Below are 16,851 nucleotides of genomic sequence, written 5' to 3'. Positions count from 1 at the left end.
AACATCAGATCCCATCTGTACGGCGGACCGCAGGGGTGGAATCCTCATTTCCTTCGGACGTACTTGTAGGCCTCCAGGAGTACATAACCCCTTCGGGCCCGAGACATCCAATCTGGCGGAGTGCACCTCGCACGCCGCCTCTTTCTTCGTATATAATCACAATCGCTGATCACTACTTAAGGCCTACGAACCGAGACTTCAAAGAGAGGGAATAACATACACAAAGGATGGATAGTGTTCAATTCCGATTGACACCAATCCTACAATTTTCCTGATTTGTATCGATGTCGATTGGAAAACCAGAGTGCGACCTGACGATCATTGTCCTCTATCGGGTGCCAAGGACGTGGACATCTTGAGACTACTCCTAGTGACCCTCGCTTTCGACTGATTCCGTCACGGAACGCCTTTATCGCAGGCGCGCGCGTGCTGAGATATGAACGTCGATATTGGTAATGCACTTGCAACAGTCGCATCACCGGGCGTCTCGAGAGCGTCACTCGAGCGACTGGACAGTCAAGTCGCGGCCGCCCACGAGCGAATCGAACGGGGAATGGAAAATAGAGAACACGGCTACGAGTCTCTGAATCTTCCCCAGCGAACCGATCCCGACGAGATTCGGGCTGCGGTCGAGCCGATCGCCGACGCCGAGGTTCTGTTCACTGTCGGTATCGGCGGGAGTTCGCTCGGGGCGGCGACGATCACGAACGCACTCGAGTCGGACACCGAGACCGTCTTCCTGGACAACGTCGATCCCGAGTGGGTCACGAGCCATCTCGAGCGCATATCCCTCGAGAACGCGGCGATCAACGTGGTCTCGCGGTCGGGGACGACGGCGGAGACGCTCGCGAATTTCCTGGTCGTGCGCGATGCCTTCGAGTCGGCAGGTGTCGATTGGACCGAGCGGACGATCGTCACGACCGGCGAGGCCGGCCCGCTTCGCGACCTCGCGAATCGCCACGACCTGCCGTCGCTGAAAGTCCCAGATGGTGTGCCGGGTCGCTTCTCGGCGCTGTCGGCTGTCGGCATGGTCGCTGCGGCCGTCTGTGGCCACGATCTCGAGGCGCTGCTCGAGGGGGCGGCTGCCGAGCGCGAGACGCTGACGGGGTCGCTGTTCGAGTGTCCGGCCTATGCCTACGGCGCGACGGCGTATGCGTTAGACAAACGCGGCGCGGGCGTGAACGCGATGATGCCCTACGCGGAGTCGCTCGAGACGTACGCCGAGTGGTTCGCCCAGCTGTGGGCCGAGAGTCTCGGGAAAGACGGTCTCGGGCAGACGCCGGTCCGAGCGCTCGGCGTCACCGACCAGCACTCACAACTGCAACTGTATCGCGCGGGCCCGCGCGACAAGCTCGTCACGTTCATCACGACACAGGAAGGGACCGACCGGGGGATTCCGGAGACCGATGTCTCTGAACTCGCGTATCTGGGCGATGCGACGCTTGGCGAACTGCTCGCAGCCGAGTTCGAGGCGACGGAGGCGAGTCTCGCGGCTGCCGGGCAGCCAAACGTCCGTATCGAACTCGAGCGTGTCGACGAGTACGAACTCGGTGGACTACTGTACGGCATGGAAGCCGCCTGCGTGCTCGCGGGCGAACTCTATAGCGTCAACACCTTCGAGCAGCCGGCCGTCGAGTGGGCCAAAAAGGCAACACGCGGATTACTCGGTGGTGGGGAGTTCGAAGAGGCCGAGGCGGTCGCTGACAAGACCGAACTGCGAGTCGAGCGGTAATCGCGGCGTTGCAGTCGATTGCCGGCTGTCGTCCGGTTGCGGTGGGCCTATGAGCCCTCGCACGAACACGTAGGTATGACCGAAACCGCACGGGCCGACGACGCCGGCCCGATCACGTCCGGCGTGGTTCCCGGCCTCGGGACCGTCCTCGCGGGGATCACGATGGTCGCGATGCTCGTTCCCGTTCGCCGCGGTGTCGACGACCCGGTCGTCTGGGCGGGCACGATATTGGCCGCTGCTGCCGTCCTCGCTTTTCTCGTCCGTCGTCACGGTGGGATCGAGCGAACGATCGCAGGTCCGATCGCCGCCGGCTCGAGCATCACCGTCGTCCTGCTCACCGGCTACGCCCTGAATCAAGGAACCACAGCGCCGGTCTCCGTTCCGGCACTTTCATCGACGATACCGATCGTCTTCGTCGCTTTCGTGACCGCGGGATTGACTGCCAGCGTTGGCGTCGCTGACTACCTCGGGATCGGCGTCGGTGGGTTGAAACGACGGACACAACAGGTGGTCGTGCTCACAGCCGTCGGCTTCGTCGGACTCTTTGCGCCCTACCTGACGACGCCAGTGGTCGCGCTTCCAGTGTTGCCGTTTCTCGACTCGTTTTCGGAGATCCAGCGTACCCTCCTCAATCAGGTCGTCGGACAAGTTGGCATGGCGCTGGGAACGGTGCTCGTGGTCGGTGCCTTTCTCAAACTGACTGACCGTGACCTGTCGTTTATCGATCTTCGGCGGCCGACACTGCGAGATCTCGCCTGGATCGTCGGCGGCATCGTCGTCCTCTTCGGGGTGCTGTATGCGATCTCGCTGTCCATGCAGGCGACCGGCGTCGAAAGTGCAGACCACGCGACGACCCAGAGTGCCCAGAACGCCCCGGAGATGTTGCTGGTATTGATCCCGCTTGCCATTCTGGTCATCGGTCCGTTCGAGGAACTGCTCTATCGGAACGTGATCCAGAAGACGCTCTATGAGACGTTCTCGCGTGCCGGTGCCGTCGTCGTGGCCAGCGTCATCTTCGCTGCCGTCCACGTCATGGCATACGACACCGCCGGACTGGGTGCGGTGATCGCCAGTCTCGGCACCATCTTCGGGCTCTCGATCGTGCTCGGCGTGATCTACGAGCGAACGGACAACCTGGTGATGCCGGCGCTGGTCCACGGAATCTACAATGCGGTCGTCTTTACGAACCTCTACTTCTTGGTTGGCTGAGAACAGCCCTCTCGCGTACGAACTACGACGGATTCTTGCGAGCCAGTTCCGAGCCGCAGATCGGACAGCGGTCTTTCTCTTCGTCGAACTCGCGGCCACAGCCCTGACACTGGTACGTCCAGTGGCGCTGTTCGTCGATCCCCTCGCGGGCGATCACTTCGACGTCGACGTTGAGTTTCTCCGCGACGTTTTGCATCGCGTAGTCGTCGGTCACGAGGACGCCGTCGAGTTCGAAACTCGCCGCGATGAGCCGAACGTCGGTTTCGGAAAGGACATCGAGGTCGCCGGACTCGCGGGCCGCCCGCTGGACCTTCTCAGTGGTATCGTCGTTGGGAATGTGGATGTGCATTCCGGAGCCTTCCATCGCGTCGTAGCGATAGGCGCTCTCGTCTTTGAGTTCCTCGCGGACGAGTGGGATCGTCGCAGTCTGTTCTGTCGTGTGGAAGTCGTGGATAAAAGCCGAAGAGTCGAGAACGTACATACCGTTAGCGCTGGACGACAATGTAGTCTTTCACCGCCTGGACGCGGTTGACGGGGACGAGAAAGCGGCCGGCGTCGTCGCTGCCGAAGTCGACGGCGCGCCGAGAGATCTCTTCGTCGGGTTCGATGACGAGGTCGTGCAGCGATCCCGATTTGAGATCCATCGTGATATTGTAGAGCAGTCCGAGCTCGGTGCCGTCAGTACCCATGACGGACTTCCCCGAGAGGTTTTCAGCGAGTATATCGCTCATGCATACCCGTACTTACTAATCGGTATTAAAACCATGGAGACGGCGTGAAACGGACCGTCTCCCGGGGTGTCGCCGTCAGCCAGCGAACAGACATTGCTCCCGTACGTGACCGACTCGAGTGGTGGGCGACCGAATCGGTGCGTCCAGCCGACGACCGCCCGACTGGCAGCACCGACAGCCACGACCGCCGGAACGGCGATGACGATGGGTTTAACTACGGCGATACGGACGATTTAGGTAAGACCTTCTCGGGTGGTTCATCATGTCGGACACGGATACACGCGACCCCACATCCCTCAGAACGCCGATCGTCGCCGTCCTCGGACACGTCGATCACGGCAAGACAAGTCTCCTCGATAAGATCCGCGGCTCCGCGGTCATCGAGGGCGAAGCAGGCGCGATCACCCAGCACATCGGCGCGACCGCCGTCCCGCTGGATATCATCTCGACGATCGCGGGCGATCTCGTCGACCCGGACGATTTCGACCTCCCTGGCCTCCTCTTTATCGACACGCCGGGTCACCACTCCTTTACCACGCTTCGCTCTCGTGGGGGCGCGCTGGCCGACATCGCAATCCTCGTCGTCGACGTCAACGACGGCTTCCAGCCCCAGACGCTCGAGGCTCTGGACATCCTCAAACGATCCCAGACGCCGTTTATCGTCGCGGCGAACAAGATCGACACCGTTCCCGGCTGGAACGTCCACGAGGACGCGCCGATCAACGACACCTACGAGAGCCAGTCCGATCGCGTGCGCGAACGCTTAGACGAGAGTCTCTACGAGATCATCGGCAACCTCTCGGACGAGGGCTTCTCCGCCGATCTCTACTGGCGCGTCCAGAACTTCCAGCGCAACGTCGGCGTCGTCCCCGTCTCGGCGATGACCGGCGAGGGGGTCCCCGACCTCCTGACCGTGATGATGGGACTGTCCCAGCGCTACATGAAAGAGGAGATGGAGATCGACGTCGCCGGCCCGGGTGTCGGCACCGTCCTCGAGGTCAAAGAGGAGAAAGGCTTCGGAACGACGATCGACACGGTCCTCTATGACGGCACGATCCGGTCGGACGATCAGCTCGTCGTCGGTGGGATGAACGAGCCGATCGTCACCGACGTACGCGCCTTGCTCCAGCCCCGGCCCCTTGCCGAGATCCGGACCGAGAGCCGCTTCGAGAAAGTCGACGAAGTTTCGGCCGCCTCCGGGATCAAGATCGCCGCCCCCGACCTCGCGGACGCGATGGCTGGCGCACCGGTCCGCGTCGTCCGCGACCGCGACATCGACGAGGTCATCGATGAAGTGCAGGCCGAACTCGCGGATATCGCCGTCGACACCGCCGAAGAGGGTGTCGTCGTCAAAGCCGACACGCTCGGCAGCCTCGAGGCGATGGCCGACGCGCTCGATGAGGCGGAGGTGCCGATCGTCCGCGCGGAGGTCGGCGACGTTGCCCCGCGAGACGTCTCGGTCGCCTCAACAGCCGAGGACGGCAAGCAAAAGGCCATTCTCGGATTCAACGTCGACGTCCTCGACGACGCCGAGCAGCGCGCAGAGATCGAGGACGTGACGATCTTCACCGACGAAGTCATCTATCAGCTCATCGAGGAGTACGAGGAGTACGTCGAAGGGATCGAGCAGGCCCAGCAGGACACGATCCTCGAGAACATCACGCGACCCGCACGGTTCCGGATTCTGCCCGACCACACCTTCCGTCAGAACGACCCCGCGGTCGTCGGCGTCGAGGTAAACTCGGGGACGGTCCAGAACAACGCGAACGTCGTCAAGTTCGAGGGCAACGAGCCAAACCGCGTCGGCCAGGTCAAGGGGATCCAAGAGCAAGGTGAGGACGTCGACGAGGCCCGCGCGGGCAACCGCGTCTCGGTCGCCATCGACGGCCCGACCGTCGGCCGCCAGATCGAGGAAGACGACGAACTCTGGGTCGAGATCCCCGAGAAACACGCGAAGATTCTGGAACAGGAACTCGCAAGCGAGATTCCCGGCGACGAACTCGAGGCGCTGAACATGTACCTCGACAAGCAGCGCAGTCGGGACCCCTTCTGGGGTAAGTAGTCGCCGGCCGCCGCGCTCGGTTTTTCGCTCGGACTCGCGTCGATTGACTTCGAGACGCGTTCACATGACGTGCTTAGTCGGGAGTCTGCTCGAGACGAACCCGTGTCCCACCGTCCAGCTCCGCGAGCGAGTCGGGATCGGTCACGCGCGCGACGACGTTCACGGGCGAGGTCGCTCGTGGCTCGTCGTCCTTGCTGGCTGGCGTCGGTCCCCAGAACAGACACAGTACGTTCCCGGTCGGCCAGTACGCGATCGCGCCCTCGGGAACGACCTCGTGGGCGTTCTCGGACGGGACGTCGATCGGCACGTCGAAGTAGAGTTCGTCGCCCCAGCGGGTTGCATCGCCTGCGACGGGGAGTGCGTCTGCCAGTGCAGCCTTCGTTTCGGGTGCGTCGTCGGTCCAGACAGCCTCGAGTTCACGGCCGTCGACGGTAACTCGCAGATCGGTCATAGCGGACCAACGGAGGGGACGTACTTCTACTCGTCTCTCGAGAACGCAGTGCGATGACGCTCCCACCCGGCACGTGCCCCGAGAAGCGTTAACCGCGGTGGTCGATCTAGCGCGAGTATGCTCGCACAGCTTCGCCAGTACAAACACGAAGAGGTACAGTTCGACGATAATCGGACGACCGGCGAGTCCCAGACCGAAGACACGGTGAACCCGGACGCGGAGGAGTACTTCGGTGCGGACATGGACGACGTCGACGTCGAAACGTGGGACACGGTCGAGTACGAGGGCGATCCGATTCAGCGCCGGTCCATCACGATCGACGGGGTCACTGCCATCTCCGTTCCATCGGAGTCGATCGAGGAGGAGTCGGCCCTCCCAGGCCAAACGATTCAGGTTCGAACGGACGGCGGTATCGAGTCCATCGAGCAGGCCGAGATCGTCGAAGTGCAGGACGAGAACCCACAGTAGCCGGCCGACGAGACTCGAGCGTGCAGCAGCCGCTTCCGAGTGCCGAGCCGGTTGGCTGACTATGGATCCACGAAACGGGTTGTCGAGCGATGACCACGCGATGTGGGATGACAACCTCTGTCGGTGGCAGTACGCTCCCGAAATCGTTTTCAAGCGGTCGCGCGGACACTCGGTATGCCGACGGAATCGGACACTCATTATGACCCCTCGCTGGGGAACAAGTTCATCTTCGTCACCGGCGGCGTCATGTCGGGACTCGGAAAGGGGATTACAGCCGCGAGCACCGGCCGCCTCCTCAAAAACGCCGGGTTCGACGTCACCGCAGTGAAGATCGACCCGTATCTGAACGTCGACGCAGGAACGATGAACCCCTATCAGCACGGGGAAGTCTACGTCTTAGAAGACGGGGGCGAGGTCGACCTCGATCTGGGGAACTACGAACGGTTCCTCGACATCGACATGACCTCGGACCACAACATCACCACCGGGAAAACGTACCAGCACGTCATCGAGAAAGAGCGTGCCGGCGACTATCTCGGGAAGACGGTTCAGATTATCCCCCACATCACCGACGACATCAAACGGCGCATCCGCGAGGCCGCCGAAGGCACCGACGTCTGTATCATCGAAGTCGGTGGCACGGTCGGCGACATCGAGGGGATGCCGTACCTCGAGGCCCTGCGCCAGTTCGCCCACGAGGAACCCGAGGAGAACGTTCTCTTTACACACGTCACCCTCGTCCCCTACTCGAAGAACGGCGAGCAAAAGACCAAGCCGACCCAGCACAGCGTCAAGGAGGTTCGCTCGATCGGGCTCCAGCCCGACATCATCGTCGGCCGCTGTGAGGACCGACTCGAGCCCAAAACGAAAGAGAAGATCGCCCTGTTCTGTGACATCCCGACCGAGGCGGTGTTCTCGAACCCGGACGTCGAGGACGTCTATCACGTCCCGCTGATGGTCGAGGAGGAAGGCTTAGATCAGTACGTCCTCGAGCACTTCGGGCTCGCCGACGAGGCGCTGCCGGAGGGCGAGCGCGCAAACGGATGGCGTGAGATCGTCACGACCGAGAAAGACGAGGAAGTCGACATCGCGCTGGTCGGCAAGTACGACTTAGAGGACGCGTACATGTCGATCCACGAGTCGCTCAAACACGCCGGCTTCGAACTCGGTGCCGACGTGGACGTCCACTGGGTGTCGGCCGACGAGATGGCCGACGGTCACGACGGCCAACTCGAGGACGTCGACGGCGTCATCGTCCCCGGTGGCTTCGGTATGCGTGGCTCCGAGGGGAAAATCGAGGCCGTCCGCTACGCCCGCGAGAACGACGTGCCGTTCCTCGGGCTCTGTCTTGGCTTCCAGATGGCCGTCGTCGAGTACGCCCGGCACGTCCTGGGACTCGAAGACGCCCACTCGGCAGAGATGGTCGAAGACACCCCACACCCGGTCATCGACATCCTGCCCGAACAGTACGAGGTCGAAGACATGGGCGGGACGATGCGCCTGGGCGAGCATACGACCGTGATCGAACCCGAAACGCTTGCCTACGACCTCTACGAGGACACCTCCTGTACCGAGCGCCACCGCCACCGCTACGAGGTCAATCCCGAATACTTCGATCAGTTCGAAGACGAGCCGCTGACGTTCTCGGGCACGGCGGGCAACCGGATGGAGATCTTAGAACACGAGGACCATCCGTTCTTCCTGGGCACGCAGTTCCACCCCGAGTACACGTCCCGCCCCGGGCAGCCGAGTCCACCGTTCGTCGGCCTCGTCGAGGCCGTCCTCGAGCAGGCAGATGAGAACGAGACCGACGAAGCAGAGACAGACACCGACACTGAAACAGAGGTAACCCACTGATGGTAGACACCGACACGTTCGTTCCGGACGCAGTTGCAGAGATCGAAGACGAAATCGGCGACGCAAACGCCGTCATCGCCCTCTCGGGCGGTGTCGACTCGTCAGTCGCCGCCGCGCTGGCCTACGAGTCCATCGGCGACCAACTCACCCCAGTCTACGTCGACACCGGCCTGATGCGGAAAGGCGAGACCGACCAGATCCGCGAGACGTTCGACTACATGGAGTCGCTGCGGATCGTCGACGCCAAAGACCGCTTCCTCGAGGCCCTCGAAGGGGTCACCGACCCCGAGGAGAAACGCGAGATCATCGGCGAGCAGTTCATCCGCGAGTTCGAACGCGAGGCCAAAGACGCCGACGCCGACTACCTCGTCCAGGGGACGATCTACCCCGACCGGATCGAGAGCGAAGGCGGCATCAAGTCCCACCACAACGTCGGCGGCCTCCCCGAGGTCGTCGACTTCGAGGGCATCGTCGAACCCGTCCGCGACCTCTACAAGGACGAGGTCCGCGAGGTCGCCCGCCACCTCGGACTCGACGAGATCGTCGCCGAGCGGATGCCGTTCCCCGGCCCCGGCCTCGCCGTCCGCGTCATCGGCGAAGTCACTGAAGAGAAACTCGAGGTCGCCCGCCACGCCTGCCACGTCGTCGAGGAGGAACTCGAGGAGTACGAGCCCTGGCAGGCGCTCGCGGCCGTTATCGGCAAGGCGACGGGTGTCAAAGGCGACAACCGCGTCCACGGCTGGGTCGTCTCCGTGCGCTCGGTCGACTCCCGCGACGGCATGACCGCCCGCGCCCAGGAGATCGACTGGGACACCCTCCAGCGGATCCAGTCCCGGATCACCGGCCAGAACGACAACGTCGCCCGCGTCGTCTACGACGTGACCCACAAACCGCCCGCGACCATCGAGTACGAATGAGCACGACTGCGATCGTCGCCGGTCCCGACGACGACGGGATCGGCGCGGCACTCGAGGCCGCCGGCGTCGAGGTGAGTCGCGTCGACGGCGTCATCACCCGCCCCCAGCTCGAGGAGGCTGGCATCGTCGCGGCCGACCTGTACGTCCTGACTGACGTCGGTCAGGCGACGACGATCCCGATCGTCTGCGATCTCAACGACGAGCTTCGAACCGTCGTCTACGCGCGCGACACGGTCCCGGAGTTCGTCAAGGGACAGCTCGATCTCGCGGTCGATCCACAGCTGATGGACGCGAGCGTCGTCGCCGACGAACTGGTCGATTGAGACGGGCTGCTGTCCCGCTGTCTCGTCACATCCACAGGACGGGGCGCGGGTGCCATCACGTGCGCTCTGCAAACTGTACGACCGACAGAGACACAGCCAGCCGACCGCCCACCGTCCGTTCCGACTCCATTCGATATTTGCGGAGTATAAACGTTCTCGAGGGCGATATCGGTCGGATAAATCCGAATTGAATTCGGCGGAATTCGGCGTAAGACCGGTATACCATCACCCCCGTTCAAGTGGGAGCCGCCAGTAGCCGTGAGTGGAGGTCGACGGGCAGACCCCACCGATGGCACCCACCACCTGTACCCGCGACTTCCAGCAACCCCACCACAGCACCCTTCCCCACCACTGCCAATCGATTCTTGTTGACGCGGGCCCACCCCACTAACCGGCTCGCGTCACCCCCTGCGATTTTGATACACGAGACGTAACCGAGAAGAGACTGGTCGGTATCGAGCGGCTGCCCAGCCGGTAGTACTACCCGTCAGAACGTGAGTACCAGCGGTTATCGGGACGCTTCCTCGAGTCGCCTCAGCACCGGAATTTCGTCGCGTCGGTCGTCTATCAGATCCCAGTCGAGACCGGTCGGCTGGTCGCTGCGCTCGGGTCGCACCACCCGGTCCGGCGTGACGACGAGCTCCATCGCGACGTCGTGGGCTGCGAGCGCGACGGGCTCGTCGACGACTTGCCGTTCGTGGACCGTCGTCGCGACCGGCGTTTCCTCGTCGACCAGTCCGAGCTCCCGGAGGACGGCGTACTCGAGGTCGCTGTACCCCTCTCCTTTCCCGATCCGGCCGCCGGCCTCGGTGACGGCGACGCTGCCGGAGACGATCAGGTCGATGCGGTCGATCTCCTCCGGGCCGATCTGCTCGCCGTGTTCCGACGAGCCCGAGACGGTCGTCGCCGCGTCGTAGTCCTCGAGGTCGTCGGGGTCGAGCTTCAGGAAACACTTCTCGTCACGGAGCCGCGGCACCGCCATGTAGACCGTCATCCCCTCGCGTAAGGCGCGCCGTCGCACGGGCAACTGTGGCGCGTCGGGATTGGCCTTGATCGTCGTCGCGTCCGTCCACTCGGGTTGGTCGGCCAACCGGTCGGCGGCGTCGCTCGCTCCGGCAAAGTTCGGAATCCGGCCGTGGGGCGGAAACGGAAACCGGGCGACGCCGCTCTCCTCGAGGTCGTCCCAGACGCGCTCACGAAGGGCCTGTTTGTCCAGCGCCATATGCACTCTCTCTTCCTGGACGATCGTGTCTTTTTCCTAGTTCCCGCTGGAAACGTCGATCGAGTCGTCGGCATCCGTCGTGTCGTTGGCTTCGGCATCCGAATCGTCGTCCGATGCCGATTCGTCTCTCCGTGCGCGATCGACGAGTTGGGCGGCCTCCGACACGATGATCTCCTCGAGTGCGAGGCGAACCGCATCGGGATCGCCAGGCAGACAGAACACCGGCGTCCGCTCGGCGATGCCGGCGAGCGTACGCGTGGCGACGACGGCCGTCCCGATCCGCTCGTAGGCCACGACGGCAAACAGTTCGCTGAACGTCGTCAGCTCCTTCTCCAGTATCGGCTCGACGGCTTCGATGGTTACGTCTGACGGCTCGACGCCGGTCGAGCCAGCGGTTACCACGACGTCGACGTCATCGCGCTCGACCAGTCGCGAGACGATCGACTGGACCCTGTCGTAGTCCGCGCCGACGTGTTCTCGGACCGTGATCTCGTTGCCGTTCTCGTCGAGGACCGTGCCGATGACCTCGCCGGCTTCGTCGGTCGCGAGTTCGCGACTCGAGGCGATCGTGACGACGCCGGTACAGAGCGTTCCAGTACCGGAATTGGCATCGCCGGCGTCCGTCTCGTCCATACGTCACCTTCGAAAGCCGGCGAGTAAAAGCTACGCACGCGCGGGGAGCGGCTCGAGCCCGGATCGAACCGTCTCATACGGACTCCTGGCAGTGGGTGCCGGCCGGCTGCGACCGCCCTGCGGGCCCGCCGGGACAGCGGGACAACAGCCCGTCTCAGGGCTGCGAGACGCTGCTCGTGTAGTACCGACAGAGGTCGGAGTACGTCGGGCCAAGATCGCGAGTTCGTCCCGATCGATCCCTGTCGTGTCCGCGAGTTCGTCGCGGACCACATCCGCGTCGTCCGTCACGTCGGCCGCGTACTCGGAGGCACGAACGCACGGACGGTTCCGCCGACCCCGAACGGGGCACCGTCGACGACCGGTGTGAGCGCACTCGCGTTCGCGGCGTCCGTCTCGAGGACGGGCGGCACCGACGACCGCAGTTCCTCGGGGGTACCGGTCACAGCGATCCGGCCGTCCATGAGAAACGCGATTCGGTCGGCGATGCCGACGTTTATCGGCCGATGGGTGGCGACGACGAGCGCCGTGCCGGCGTTGCGTTTCGCGCGGAACAGCTCGTGGGCCACCGGGATCGTCCGCTGGTCCAGCGACGCAGTGGGCTCGTCGAACAGGTACAGCGACACGTCGATACTGGCTGCGATAGCCAGTTCGAGTTTCCGCACCATCCCAGTGGAGTAGTCCGCGACGGGTCTCCCGAGGTCGTCGGCCAGTCCGAGCCGGGCGACGTGTGTGCGCCAGTCGTCTGCAAACTGTGGATGGAGCCGGCGGTAGAAGTCGACGTTTTCACGACCGGTGAGTTTCTCGATGGCGAGGCCATCCGCCGGGAGAACGCTCGTCGTCTCCGTGCGGGTCGTCGCCGGCTCGCCGAAGACGTCGACGCTGCCCGCCGACGGCGTGTGGCTGCCGGCGAGACAGGCGAGCAACACCGACTTGCCGCCCCCGTTTGACCCCATCAGAACGAGAAGTTCGTTCGCCTCGACCGTGAGGTCGACGCCCTCGAGGACGCGCTCCTCGCCGACAGCTGTGTGGACATCGGTGGCGGTCGCGATCGGGTCGGTCACAGCGACGATCTCCGGTCACTCCACCGGACCCCCGATGGCGCTCTCGACATCGTCTCGCGTCGATGGCCCGACGGATTATAATAGTGTATCGAGTAATAGCATATTACGACGCGAACTAACATCCAGATGATGGGCACTGCTGGCAACCCAAATGTTATCACGTGGGTATCCGTTGGCACGGATAGATGAAGGCAGTTCAATTCGCGGAACACGGCGACAGAGATGTCATCGAGTACGGCGACTACCCCGACCCGGAGATCGACCGAGACGAGGTACTGGTCGACATCAAGGCGGCCGCGCTCAACCATCTGGACATCTGGACGCGCCGTGGGATGCCGGGGATCGACCTCGAGATGCCACACATTCCGGGCAGTGACGGGGCCGGCGTCGTCGAGGAAGTCGGCGAGGACGTCACCCGGTTCGAGGAAGGCGATCACGTCGCACTCTCGGCCGGTGTCGGCGATCTCCGGAAGGACGACCCGACGCTCGACCCACGGTTCCACATCATCGGCGAGCACGTCACCGGCGTCCACTCCGAGTACGCCGCGATCCCTGAGGACAATCTGATTCCCGTCCCCGAGCACGTCGACTGGGAGGTTGCCGGCTCGGCCTCGCTGGTCTTCCAGACCGCCTGGCGGATGCTCATCGACCGTGCCGACCTCGAGGCCGGCGAATCGGTACTCGTCCTGGGCGCAAGCGGCGGGGTCGGCCACGCCGCCCTCCAAATCGCCGACTACGCGGGTGCGGAAGTGTACGCGACCGGCAGCACCGAGGAGAAGCTTCAGTACGCCGAGGAACACGGCGCAGACCACGTCTGTAACTACGAAGAGGAGAACTTCGCGGACTGGGTCCGCTCGGAGACCGGCGGCCGCGGCGTCGACGTCGTCGTCGAACACGTCGGCGCGCCCACCTGGCGGGACTCGCTGAAGAGTCTGACCAAGGGCGGCCGACTCGTCACCTGCGGCGGCACCGGCGGTGGCAATCCCGAGACGGACATCCCACGGATCTTCTGGAACCAACTCGAGATCATCGGCTCGACGATGGCCACCCCCGAACAGGCAGAGGAGGCCCTGGAACTCGTCTGGGACGGGACCTTCGAGCCCGCGATCCGCGAGGTCCTCCCGATGAGCGAGACCGCACGCGCTCACGAGATCATCGAAAACCGGGAAGGGTTCGGGAAAGTGGTCGTCCGACCCGATAGCGAACTGTAACTGACGGTGCGGGATCGCTCCCGTTCGAACGCCGGCCCGGTTCTCGTTGCATCGCTTCGCTGAGCGCCGTCGTGGACCGGTCGCAGTCGATTGCCGAACCGTGAGGGCTTTTACGACGCGCTCAATACGTTCGATAGTGACCTCGAGCGACGACGGCGGCTACGTCCACGATCCCGCGGCGTTCGACGCGGACGGCGACGAGGGGACCGAGCAGTCGGCCGGCGGAGACGGGAGTCTCGAGCCGACACACCCCGCGGCGGTCGACCGGGAGTTCGACTGGCGTGGCTGGCTCCTCGTCGGCGTCATCGTCTTCGCGTTTATCATCGCGCCGGTCGCCATCTATCTGGTCCCGCCCGGCGCAGAGGGATACCGCTTCGCGTTACTGATTTTACCGCTGGCACCGGCACTCCTGCTTGCGATTACGGCCGTCTGGGCGACGACCCGGCCCTGAGAGAGCGACGACTCCCGGGCTGTTGAATCGGCGACCGAAAAAGACCTGTTACCGTCAGGTTAGGCGTTGCGGATGTCCTCGAGTCGATCGAGAACGGTCGTTGCGTCGCTGATATCCCGTTCTGGGGTCTCCTCACAGTCGACGTACGTCGTGAGCGTGTCATAGAGCCGGTCGGCTTGCGGGCCAGTGAGCCGCTCCGTGTCGCCGTCGGCCTCGAGCGTCTCGAGTACCTCGAGAGTCCACTCGGGTGGTAGTTCGTCAGCGTCGAGGGCCTCGTCGAGGCGGTTCGAGAGGGCGTGGTGGGTAACCCATTGCTCGTCTCTGGAGAGCGTGACTTCGTACGTCTCGGTTTCCGGTGGTGAGGAGCTCATTTCGTCACACGGGACCTGTTTCGTCGGTCCTCACGCAACGTTACGAACAGGATTGTAATAAGCCTTGTTACCGTATGGCATAGTTGCGGAGGGTCACCCTGCTCCCGATCGTGACGATCGACACGCCGAAGCGATCCGGTTCGAGCCCCTACTCGACGACGACCGCGCCCTTCATACCCTGTTGACGGTGGGGTTCACAGACGTAGAGGTACGTCCCGGTGTCTTCGAACTGGTGCTCGAAAGTAAAGCCTTCCTCGTCAGTGATTTCGGTCTCGAAGACGGGTTCGTCTGCATCGGTTGCGTTCGGAATCTCCTGCTCTTCTTCCTCTTCGGGGACGTGGACGACGTTGTGCTCGCCACCCTCACCGGTCCACTCCCAGACGACCGTCGTGTCCTGCGCGATGCGGATGGCGGGTGGATCGAACTGATAGCCGTCGTCGCCGGCTCCGACGTCGACCGTCACTTCGTCTTCGTCTTCGTCTTCGTCTTCGTCCGTGAGATCTTCAGTCTCTTCGTAATTGTCGACGTCGTCGAACCAGTCGCCGTACTCCGGCTCTTCGTCGTCGTCATCGTCCTGTGCGCTCGCGGTAGCGCCCAATCCGCCGAGTACGACACTCGAGCCGACCGCTTTGATCATCATTCGTCGGTTGAACGACTGCATACGTCGACCGTCACCCGCTGATTAAGAAAAGAGGATCCTTACTATTGCAACGTGCCGCCGATCGACGCTCGGAATCAACTCGTGAGACAGGCTTTGGCTCCGCCGGTACCGCGATCGTCACTGCTCACCGAACGTCCCGGCGCATGGCGATTTCGAACCACGGGCAGAGCCGGAGCTGTCGGTACCACTCCGGATGCGAATGGAGCCGCTCGTAAGGAACCCACATCAGTCCGGCGACCTCCGCCTCGTCGGGGTCGAGGCTGCGGTCGGTCAGCGTCAGCTGCAACACGGCACAGACCTCGTGTTCGACGCCCTCGTTTTCGAAGTAGCGTTTGTACTCGAAGCGGTCGGTCAGGCGCAGGTCGTCGTACTGGTCGGGCGTGATTCCGAGCTCTTCCTCGAGGCGCTGGCGGGTCGCTTCCTTCTGGCTTTGCCCCTCGACGGGGTGGGAGGCGACGGTGCCGTCCCAGTAGGTTCCCCAGAGGCGTTTCTCTGGCGCTCGCTGGGCAAGCAAGATGTTGCCTTCGCCGTCGAAGACCAGCGATGTGAAGGCGCGGTGGCGAATCCCATCGCCCGTGTGGGCGTCCAGCCGGTTGACCAATTCGAGTGCGTTGTCGTCGGCATCGACGGCGATCACGTCCTGTCCGGCGTTCTCGTGTTCTCTGTCCTCCTGTGGCGTGCTCATACGTGCACAATTACGTCGACTCGTGAAACCAGTATCGCCTTCGAGACCGTTTCGACTCGATACAGAGTGCTTACAGTCGGCGCTCGTCGGGGTTCGGCTGATACCCGCCACCGACGGCGAGTCGAAGCGACTGCGGGTTCGTCTCGAGGCGGAGGCATTCGGTCTCGAGTATCTCGCCGTCGAGGCTGTACGCGATGGAATCGCGGCGGCTCTCGATCGTGAGCGATGGCGTGCGACGCCGGACGATGTGTTCGCTATCCCGGTCGAGCAGTCCCTCGAGGGCTGCGCTCTTGAGCAGATCGGTCGGTGACGCGTCAGCGACGATGGTCGCCTCGAAGCGGCCGTCCTCGACGTCGGCCTGTGCGGTGCGCGCACCGGTGAACCGTCGACAGTTTCCGATCAGAACGAGCAGCGCGTTCCCTTCCCAGGCTTGCGTCTTCTCCCCGTCGGATCCCGCAGCCGTCTTCACGCGCAGCGGGAGGGAGTCGAACTCGCCGATCGTCTCGAGCGTGTTCGCGACGTACGCGAGAACGCCGAGTTCCGCCTTTCGTTCCGAAGTCGTCTCGCTGCTCGCTTCGGCGGTGATGCCGCCGACACAGGAGTTGACGAAGATTCGACCGTTCGCGACACCGATGTCGATCGATCGCCGGTCCCCCGCCTCGATCACGGTAAACGCGTGTTCGAGCCCCTGAATGCCGACGTTCGTCGCGAAGTTGTTGCCCGTCCCGGTGGGGACGACCGCGGCGGTCGTCGTCTCGAGTGCATCCGCGGCGGCGACGCCGTTGATGACCTCGTTGATCGTGCCG

At 63.5% G+C, this 16,851-nt stretch carries 19 protein-coding genes; 9 read left to right on the top strand and 10 right to left on the bottom strand.

Annotated features, from left to right (window positions below):
- Window positions 1-436 precede the first annotated feature (436 nt).
- Both ACFR99_RS19755 and ACFR99_RS19750 read left to right on the top strand, forming a co-directional pair.
- Complete coding sequence (locus ACFR99_RS19755; RefSeq protein ID WP_390291269.1) at window positions 437-1,732, top strand: glucose-6-phosphate isomerase; 1,296 nt, start codon at window positions 437-439, stop codon at window positions 1,730-1,732.
- Between the two features lie 75 nt (window positions 1,733-1,807).
- Window positions 1,808-2,941 (top strand): CPBP family intramembrane glutamic endopeptidase, encoded by a 1,134-nt coding sequence (locus ACFR99_RS19750; protein WP_390291265.1) that lies wholly within the window; start codon window positions 1,808-1,810, stop codon window positions 2,939-2,941.
- A gap of 22 nt (window positions 2,942-2,963) precedes the next feature.
- Here ACFR99_RS19750 and ACFR99_RS19745 read toward each other — a convergent pair whose 3' ends face one another.
- Window positions 2,964-3,422 carry an NOB1 family endonuclease gene (locus ACFR99_RS19745; protein ID WP_390291262.1) on the bottom strand — a complete coding sequence of 153 codons (459 nt, stop codon included), beginning with the start codon at window positions 3,420-3,422 and terminating at the stop codon, window positions 2,964-2,966.
- Window positions 3,423-3,426: 4 nt separating this feature from the next.
- Entirely contained in the window at window positions 3,427-3,672 is a 246-nt protein-coding gene (locus ACFR99_RS19740; RefSeq protein ID WP_390291260.1) for a PRC-barrel domain-containing protein, read from the bottom strand.
- Window positions 3,673-3,934: 262 nt separating this feature from the next.
- Here ACFR99_RS19740 and infB point away from each other — a divergent pair, with 262 nt between their 5' ends.
- On the top strand, window positions 3,935-5,734 hold the full coding sequence (infB, locus tag ACFR99_RS19735; RefSeq protein ID WP_390291258.1) for a translation initiation factor IF-2: 1,800 nt from the start codon (window positions 3,935-3,937) through the stop codon (window positions 5,732-5,734).
- Window positions 5,735-5,807: 73 nt separating this feature from the next.
- Here the strand turns inward: infB and ACFR99_RS19730 are convergent, their stop codons facing one another.
- Window positions 5,808-6,185, bottom strand: a complete 378-nt coding sequence (locus tag ACFR99_RS19730; protein ID WP_390291255.1) for a cyclophilin-like fold protein — start codon at window positions 6,183-6,185, stop codon at window positions 5,808-5,810.
- Window positions 6,186-6,302: 117 nt separating this feature from the next.
- Here ACFR99_RS19730 and ACFR99_RS19725 point away from each other — a divergent pair, with 117 nt between their 5' ends.
- The 4 genes from ACFR99_RS19725 (at window position 6,303) to ACFR99_RS19710 (ending at window position 9,750) form a co-directional block, all read left to right on the top strand.
- Window positions 6,303-6,653 carry a hypothetical protein gene (locus ACFR99_RS19725; protein WP_390291252.1) on the top strand — a complete coding sequence of 117 codons (351 nt, stop codon included), beginning with the start codon at window positions 6,303-6,305 and terminating at the stop codon, window positions 6,651-6,653.
- A 174-nt stretch (window positions 6,654-6,827) separates the two neighbouring features.
- The gene (locus ACFR99_RS19720; RefSeq protein ID WP_390291249.1) at window positions 6,828-8,510 is read left to right on the top strand and encodes a CTP synthase; all 1,683 of its coding nucleotides are present in this window, start codon (window positions 6,828-6,830) and stop codon (window positions 8,508-8,510) included.
- On the top strand, window positions 8,510-9,427 hold the full coding sequence (gene guaA, locus ACFR99_RS19715; protein ID WP_390291246.1) for a glutamine-hydrolyzing GMP synthase: 918 nt from the start codon (window positions 8,510-8,512) through the stop codon (window positions 9,425-9,427). The genes ACFR99_RS19720 and guaA overlap by 1 nt, the downstream gene beginning before the upstream one ends.
- A complete protein-coding gene (locus ACFR99_RS19710) occupies window positions 9,424-9,750 on the top strand; it encodes a DUF7126 family protein (RefSeq protein ID WP_390291244.1) in 327 nt (108 codons plus the stop codon). Before guaA ends, ACFR99_RS19710 begins: the two co-directional genes overlap by 4 nt.
- A gap of 508 nt (window positions 9,751-10,258) precedes the next feature.
- Here the strand turns inward: ACFR99_RS19710 and ACFR99_RS19705 are convergent.
- The 3 genes from ACFR99_RS19705 to ACFR99_RS19695 all read right to left on the bottom strand — a co-directional run bounded on the left by ACFR99_RS19705 (window position 10,259) and on the right by ACFR99_RS19695 (window position 12,666).
- Entirely contained in the window at window positions 10,259-10,972 is a 714-nt protein-coding gene (locus ACFR99_RS19705) for a 5-formyltetrahydrofolate cyclo-ligase (RefSeq protein ID WP_390291240.1), read from the bottom strand.
- Window positions 10,973-11,008: 36 nt separating this feature from the next.
- Complete coding sequence (locus tag ACFR99_RS19700) at window positions 11,009-11,605, bottom strand: MogA/MoaB family molybdenum cofactor biosynthesis protein (RefSeq protein ID WP_390291237.1); 597 nt, start codon at window positions 11,603-11,605, stop codon at window positions 11,009-11,011.
- A 284-nt stretch (window positions 11,606-11,889) separates the two neighbouring features.
- Window positions 11,890-12,666, bottom strand: coding sequence for an ATP-binding cassette domain-containing protein (locus ACFR99_RS19695; protein ID WP_390291234.1), 777 nt, complete (start codon window positions 12,664-12,666; stop codon window positions 11,890-11,892).
- 185 nt (window positions 12,667-12,851) lie between these two features.
- On the opposite strand from ACFR99_RS19695, the gene ACFR99_RS19690 reads away from it, so the two are divergent.
- Window positions 12,852-13,877 (top strand): zinc-binding dehydrogenase, encoded by a 1,026-nt coding sequence (locus ACFR99_RS19690; protein ID WP_390291231.1) that lies wholly within the window; start codon window positions 12,852-12,854, stop codon window positions 13,875-13,877.
- A 136-nt stretch (window positions 13,878-14,013) separates the two neighbouring features.
- A complete protein-coding gene (locus tag ACFR99_RS19685) occupies window positions 14,014-14,328 on the top strand; it encodes a hypothetical protein (RefSeq protein ID WP_390291228.1) in 315 nt (104 codons plus the stop codon).
- A gap of 59 nt (window positions 14,329-14,387) precedes the next feature.
- Here the strand turns inward: ACFR99_RS19685 and ACFR99_RS19680 are convergent, their stop codons facing one another.
- From ACFR99_RS19680 to ACFR99_RS19665, 4 genes are all read right to left on the bottom strand, one after another.
- Window positions 14,388-14,699 carry a DUF7853 family protein gene (locus tag ACFR99_RS19680; RefSeq protein WP_390291225.1) on the bottom strand — a complete coding sequence of 104 codons (312 nt, stop codon included), beginning with the start codon at window positions 14,697-14,699 and terminating at the stop codon, window positions 14,388-14,390.
- Between the two features lie 148 nt (window positions 14,700-14,847).
- Entirely contained in the window at window positions 14,848-15,360 is a 513-nt protein-coding gene (locus ACFR99_RS19675; protein ID WP_390291222.1) for a halocyanin domain-containing protein, read from the bottom strand.
- A 124-nt stretch (window positions 15,361-15,484) separates the two neighbouring features.
- Window positions 15,485-16,045 carry an NUDIX hydrolase gene (locus tag ACFR99_RS19670; protein ID WP_390291220.1) on the bottom strand — a complete coding sequence of 187 codons (561 nt, stop codon included), beginning with the start codon at window positions 16,043-16,045 and terminating at the stop codon, window positions 15,485-15,487.
- A 70-nt stretch (window positions 16,046-16,115) separates the two neighbouring features.
- Window positions 16,116-16,851 (bottom strand): diacylglycerol/lipid kinase family protein (locus tag ACFR99_RS19665; RefSeq protein ID WP_390291217.1); only part of this gene is annotated, 736 nt, incomplete at its 5' end.

This window comes from Haloarchaeobius amylolyticus, assembly GCF_042678045.1.
GTDB lineage: Archaea > Halobacteriota > Halobacteria > Halobacteriales > Natrialbaceae > Natrinema > Natrinema amylolyticus_A.
This window is presented reverse-complemented; position numbering and strand designations above follow the sequence as displayed.

Coding starts and splice junctions, on each gene's coding strand:
- infB (WP_390291258.1), top strand. CDS start 3,935: ATGTCGGACACGGATACACGCGACCCCACATCCCTCAGAACGCCGATC.
- ACFR99_RS19710 (WP_390291244.1), top strand. CDS start 9,424: ATGAGCACGACTGCGATCGTCGCCGGTCCCGACGACGACGGGATCGGC.
- ACFR99_RS19680 (WP_390291225.1), bottom strand. CDS start 14,699: ATGAGCTCCTCACCACCGGAAACCGAGACGTACGAAGTCACGCTCTCC.
- ACFR99_RS19700 (WP_390291237.1), bottom strand. CDS start 11,605: ATGGACGAGACGGACGCCGGCGATGCCAATTCCGGTACTGGAACGCTC.
- ACFR99_RS19740 (WP_390291260.1), bottom strand. CDS start 3,672: ATGAGCGATATACTCGCTGAAAACCTCTCGGGGAAGTCCGTCATGGGT.
- ACFR99_RS19690 (WP_390291231.1), top strand. CDS start 12,852: ATGAAGGCAGTTCAATTCGCGGAACACGGCGACAGAGATGTCATCGAG.
- ACFR99_RS19705 (WP_390291240.1), bottom strand. CDS start 10,972: ATGGCGCTGGACAAACAGGCCCTTCGTGAGCGCGTCTGGGACGACCTC.
- ACFR99_RS19745 (WP_390291262.1), bottom strand. CDS start 3,422: ATGTACGTTCTCGACTCTTCGGCTTTTATCCACGACTTCCACACGACA.
- ACFR99_RS19730 (WP_390291255.1), bottom strand. CDS start 6,185: ATGACCGATCTGCGAGTTACCGTCGACGGCCGTGAACTCGAGGCTGTC.
- guaA (WP_390291246.1), top strand. CDS start 8,510: ATGGTAGACACCGACACGTTCGTTCCGGACGCAGTTGCAGAGATCGAA.
- ACFR99_RS19755 (WP_390291269.1), top strand. CDS start 437: ATGAACGTCGATATTGGTAATGCACTTGCAACAGTCGCATCACCGGGC.
- ACFR99_RS19750 (WP_390291265.1), top strand. CDS start 1,808: ATGACCGAAACCGCACGGGCCGACGACGCCGGCCCGATCACGTCCGGC.
- ACFR99_RS19675 (WP_390291222.1), bottom strand. CDS start 15,360: ATGCAGTCGTTCAACCGACGAATGATGATCAAAGCGGTCGGCTCGAGT.
- ACFR99_RS19720 (WP_390291249.1), top strand. CDS start 6,828: ATGCCGACGGAATCGGACACTCATTATGACCCCTCGCTGGGGAACAAG.
- ACFR99_RS19725 (WP_390291252.1), top strand. CDS start 6,303: ATGCTCGCACAGCTTCGCCAGTACAAACACGAAGAGGTACAGTTCGAC.
- ACFR99_RS19670 (WP_390291220.1), bottom strand. CDS start 16,045: ATGAGCACGCCACAGGAGGACAGAGAACACGAGAACGCCGGACAGGAC.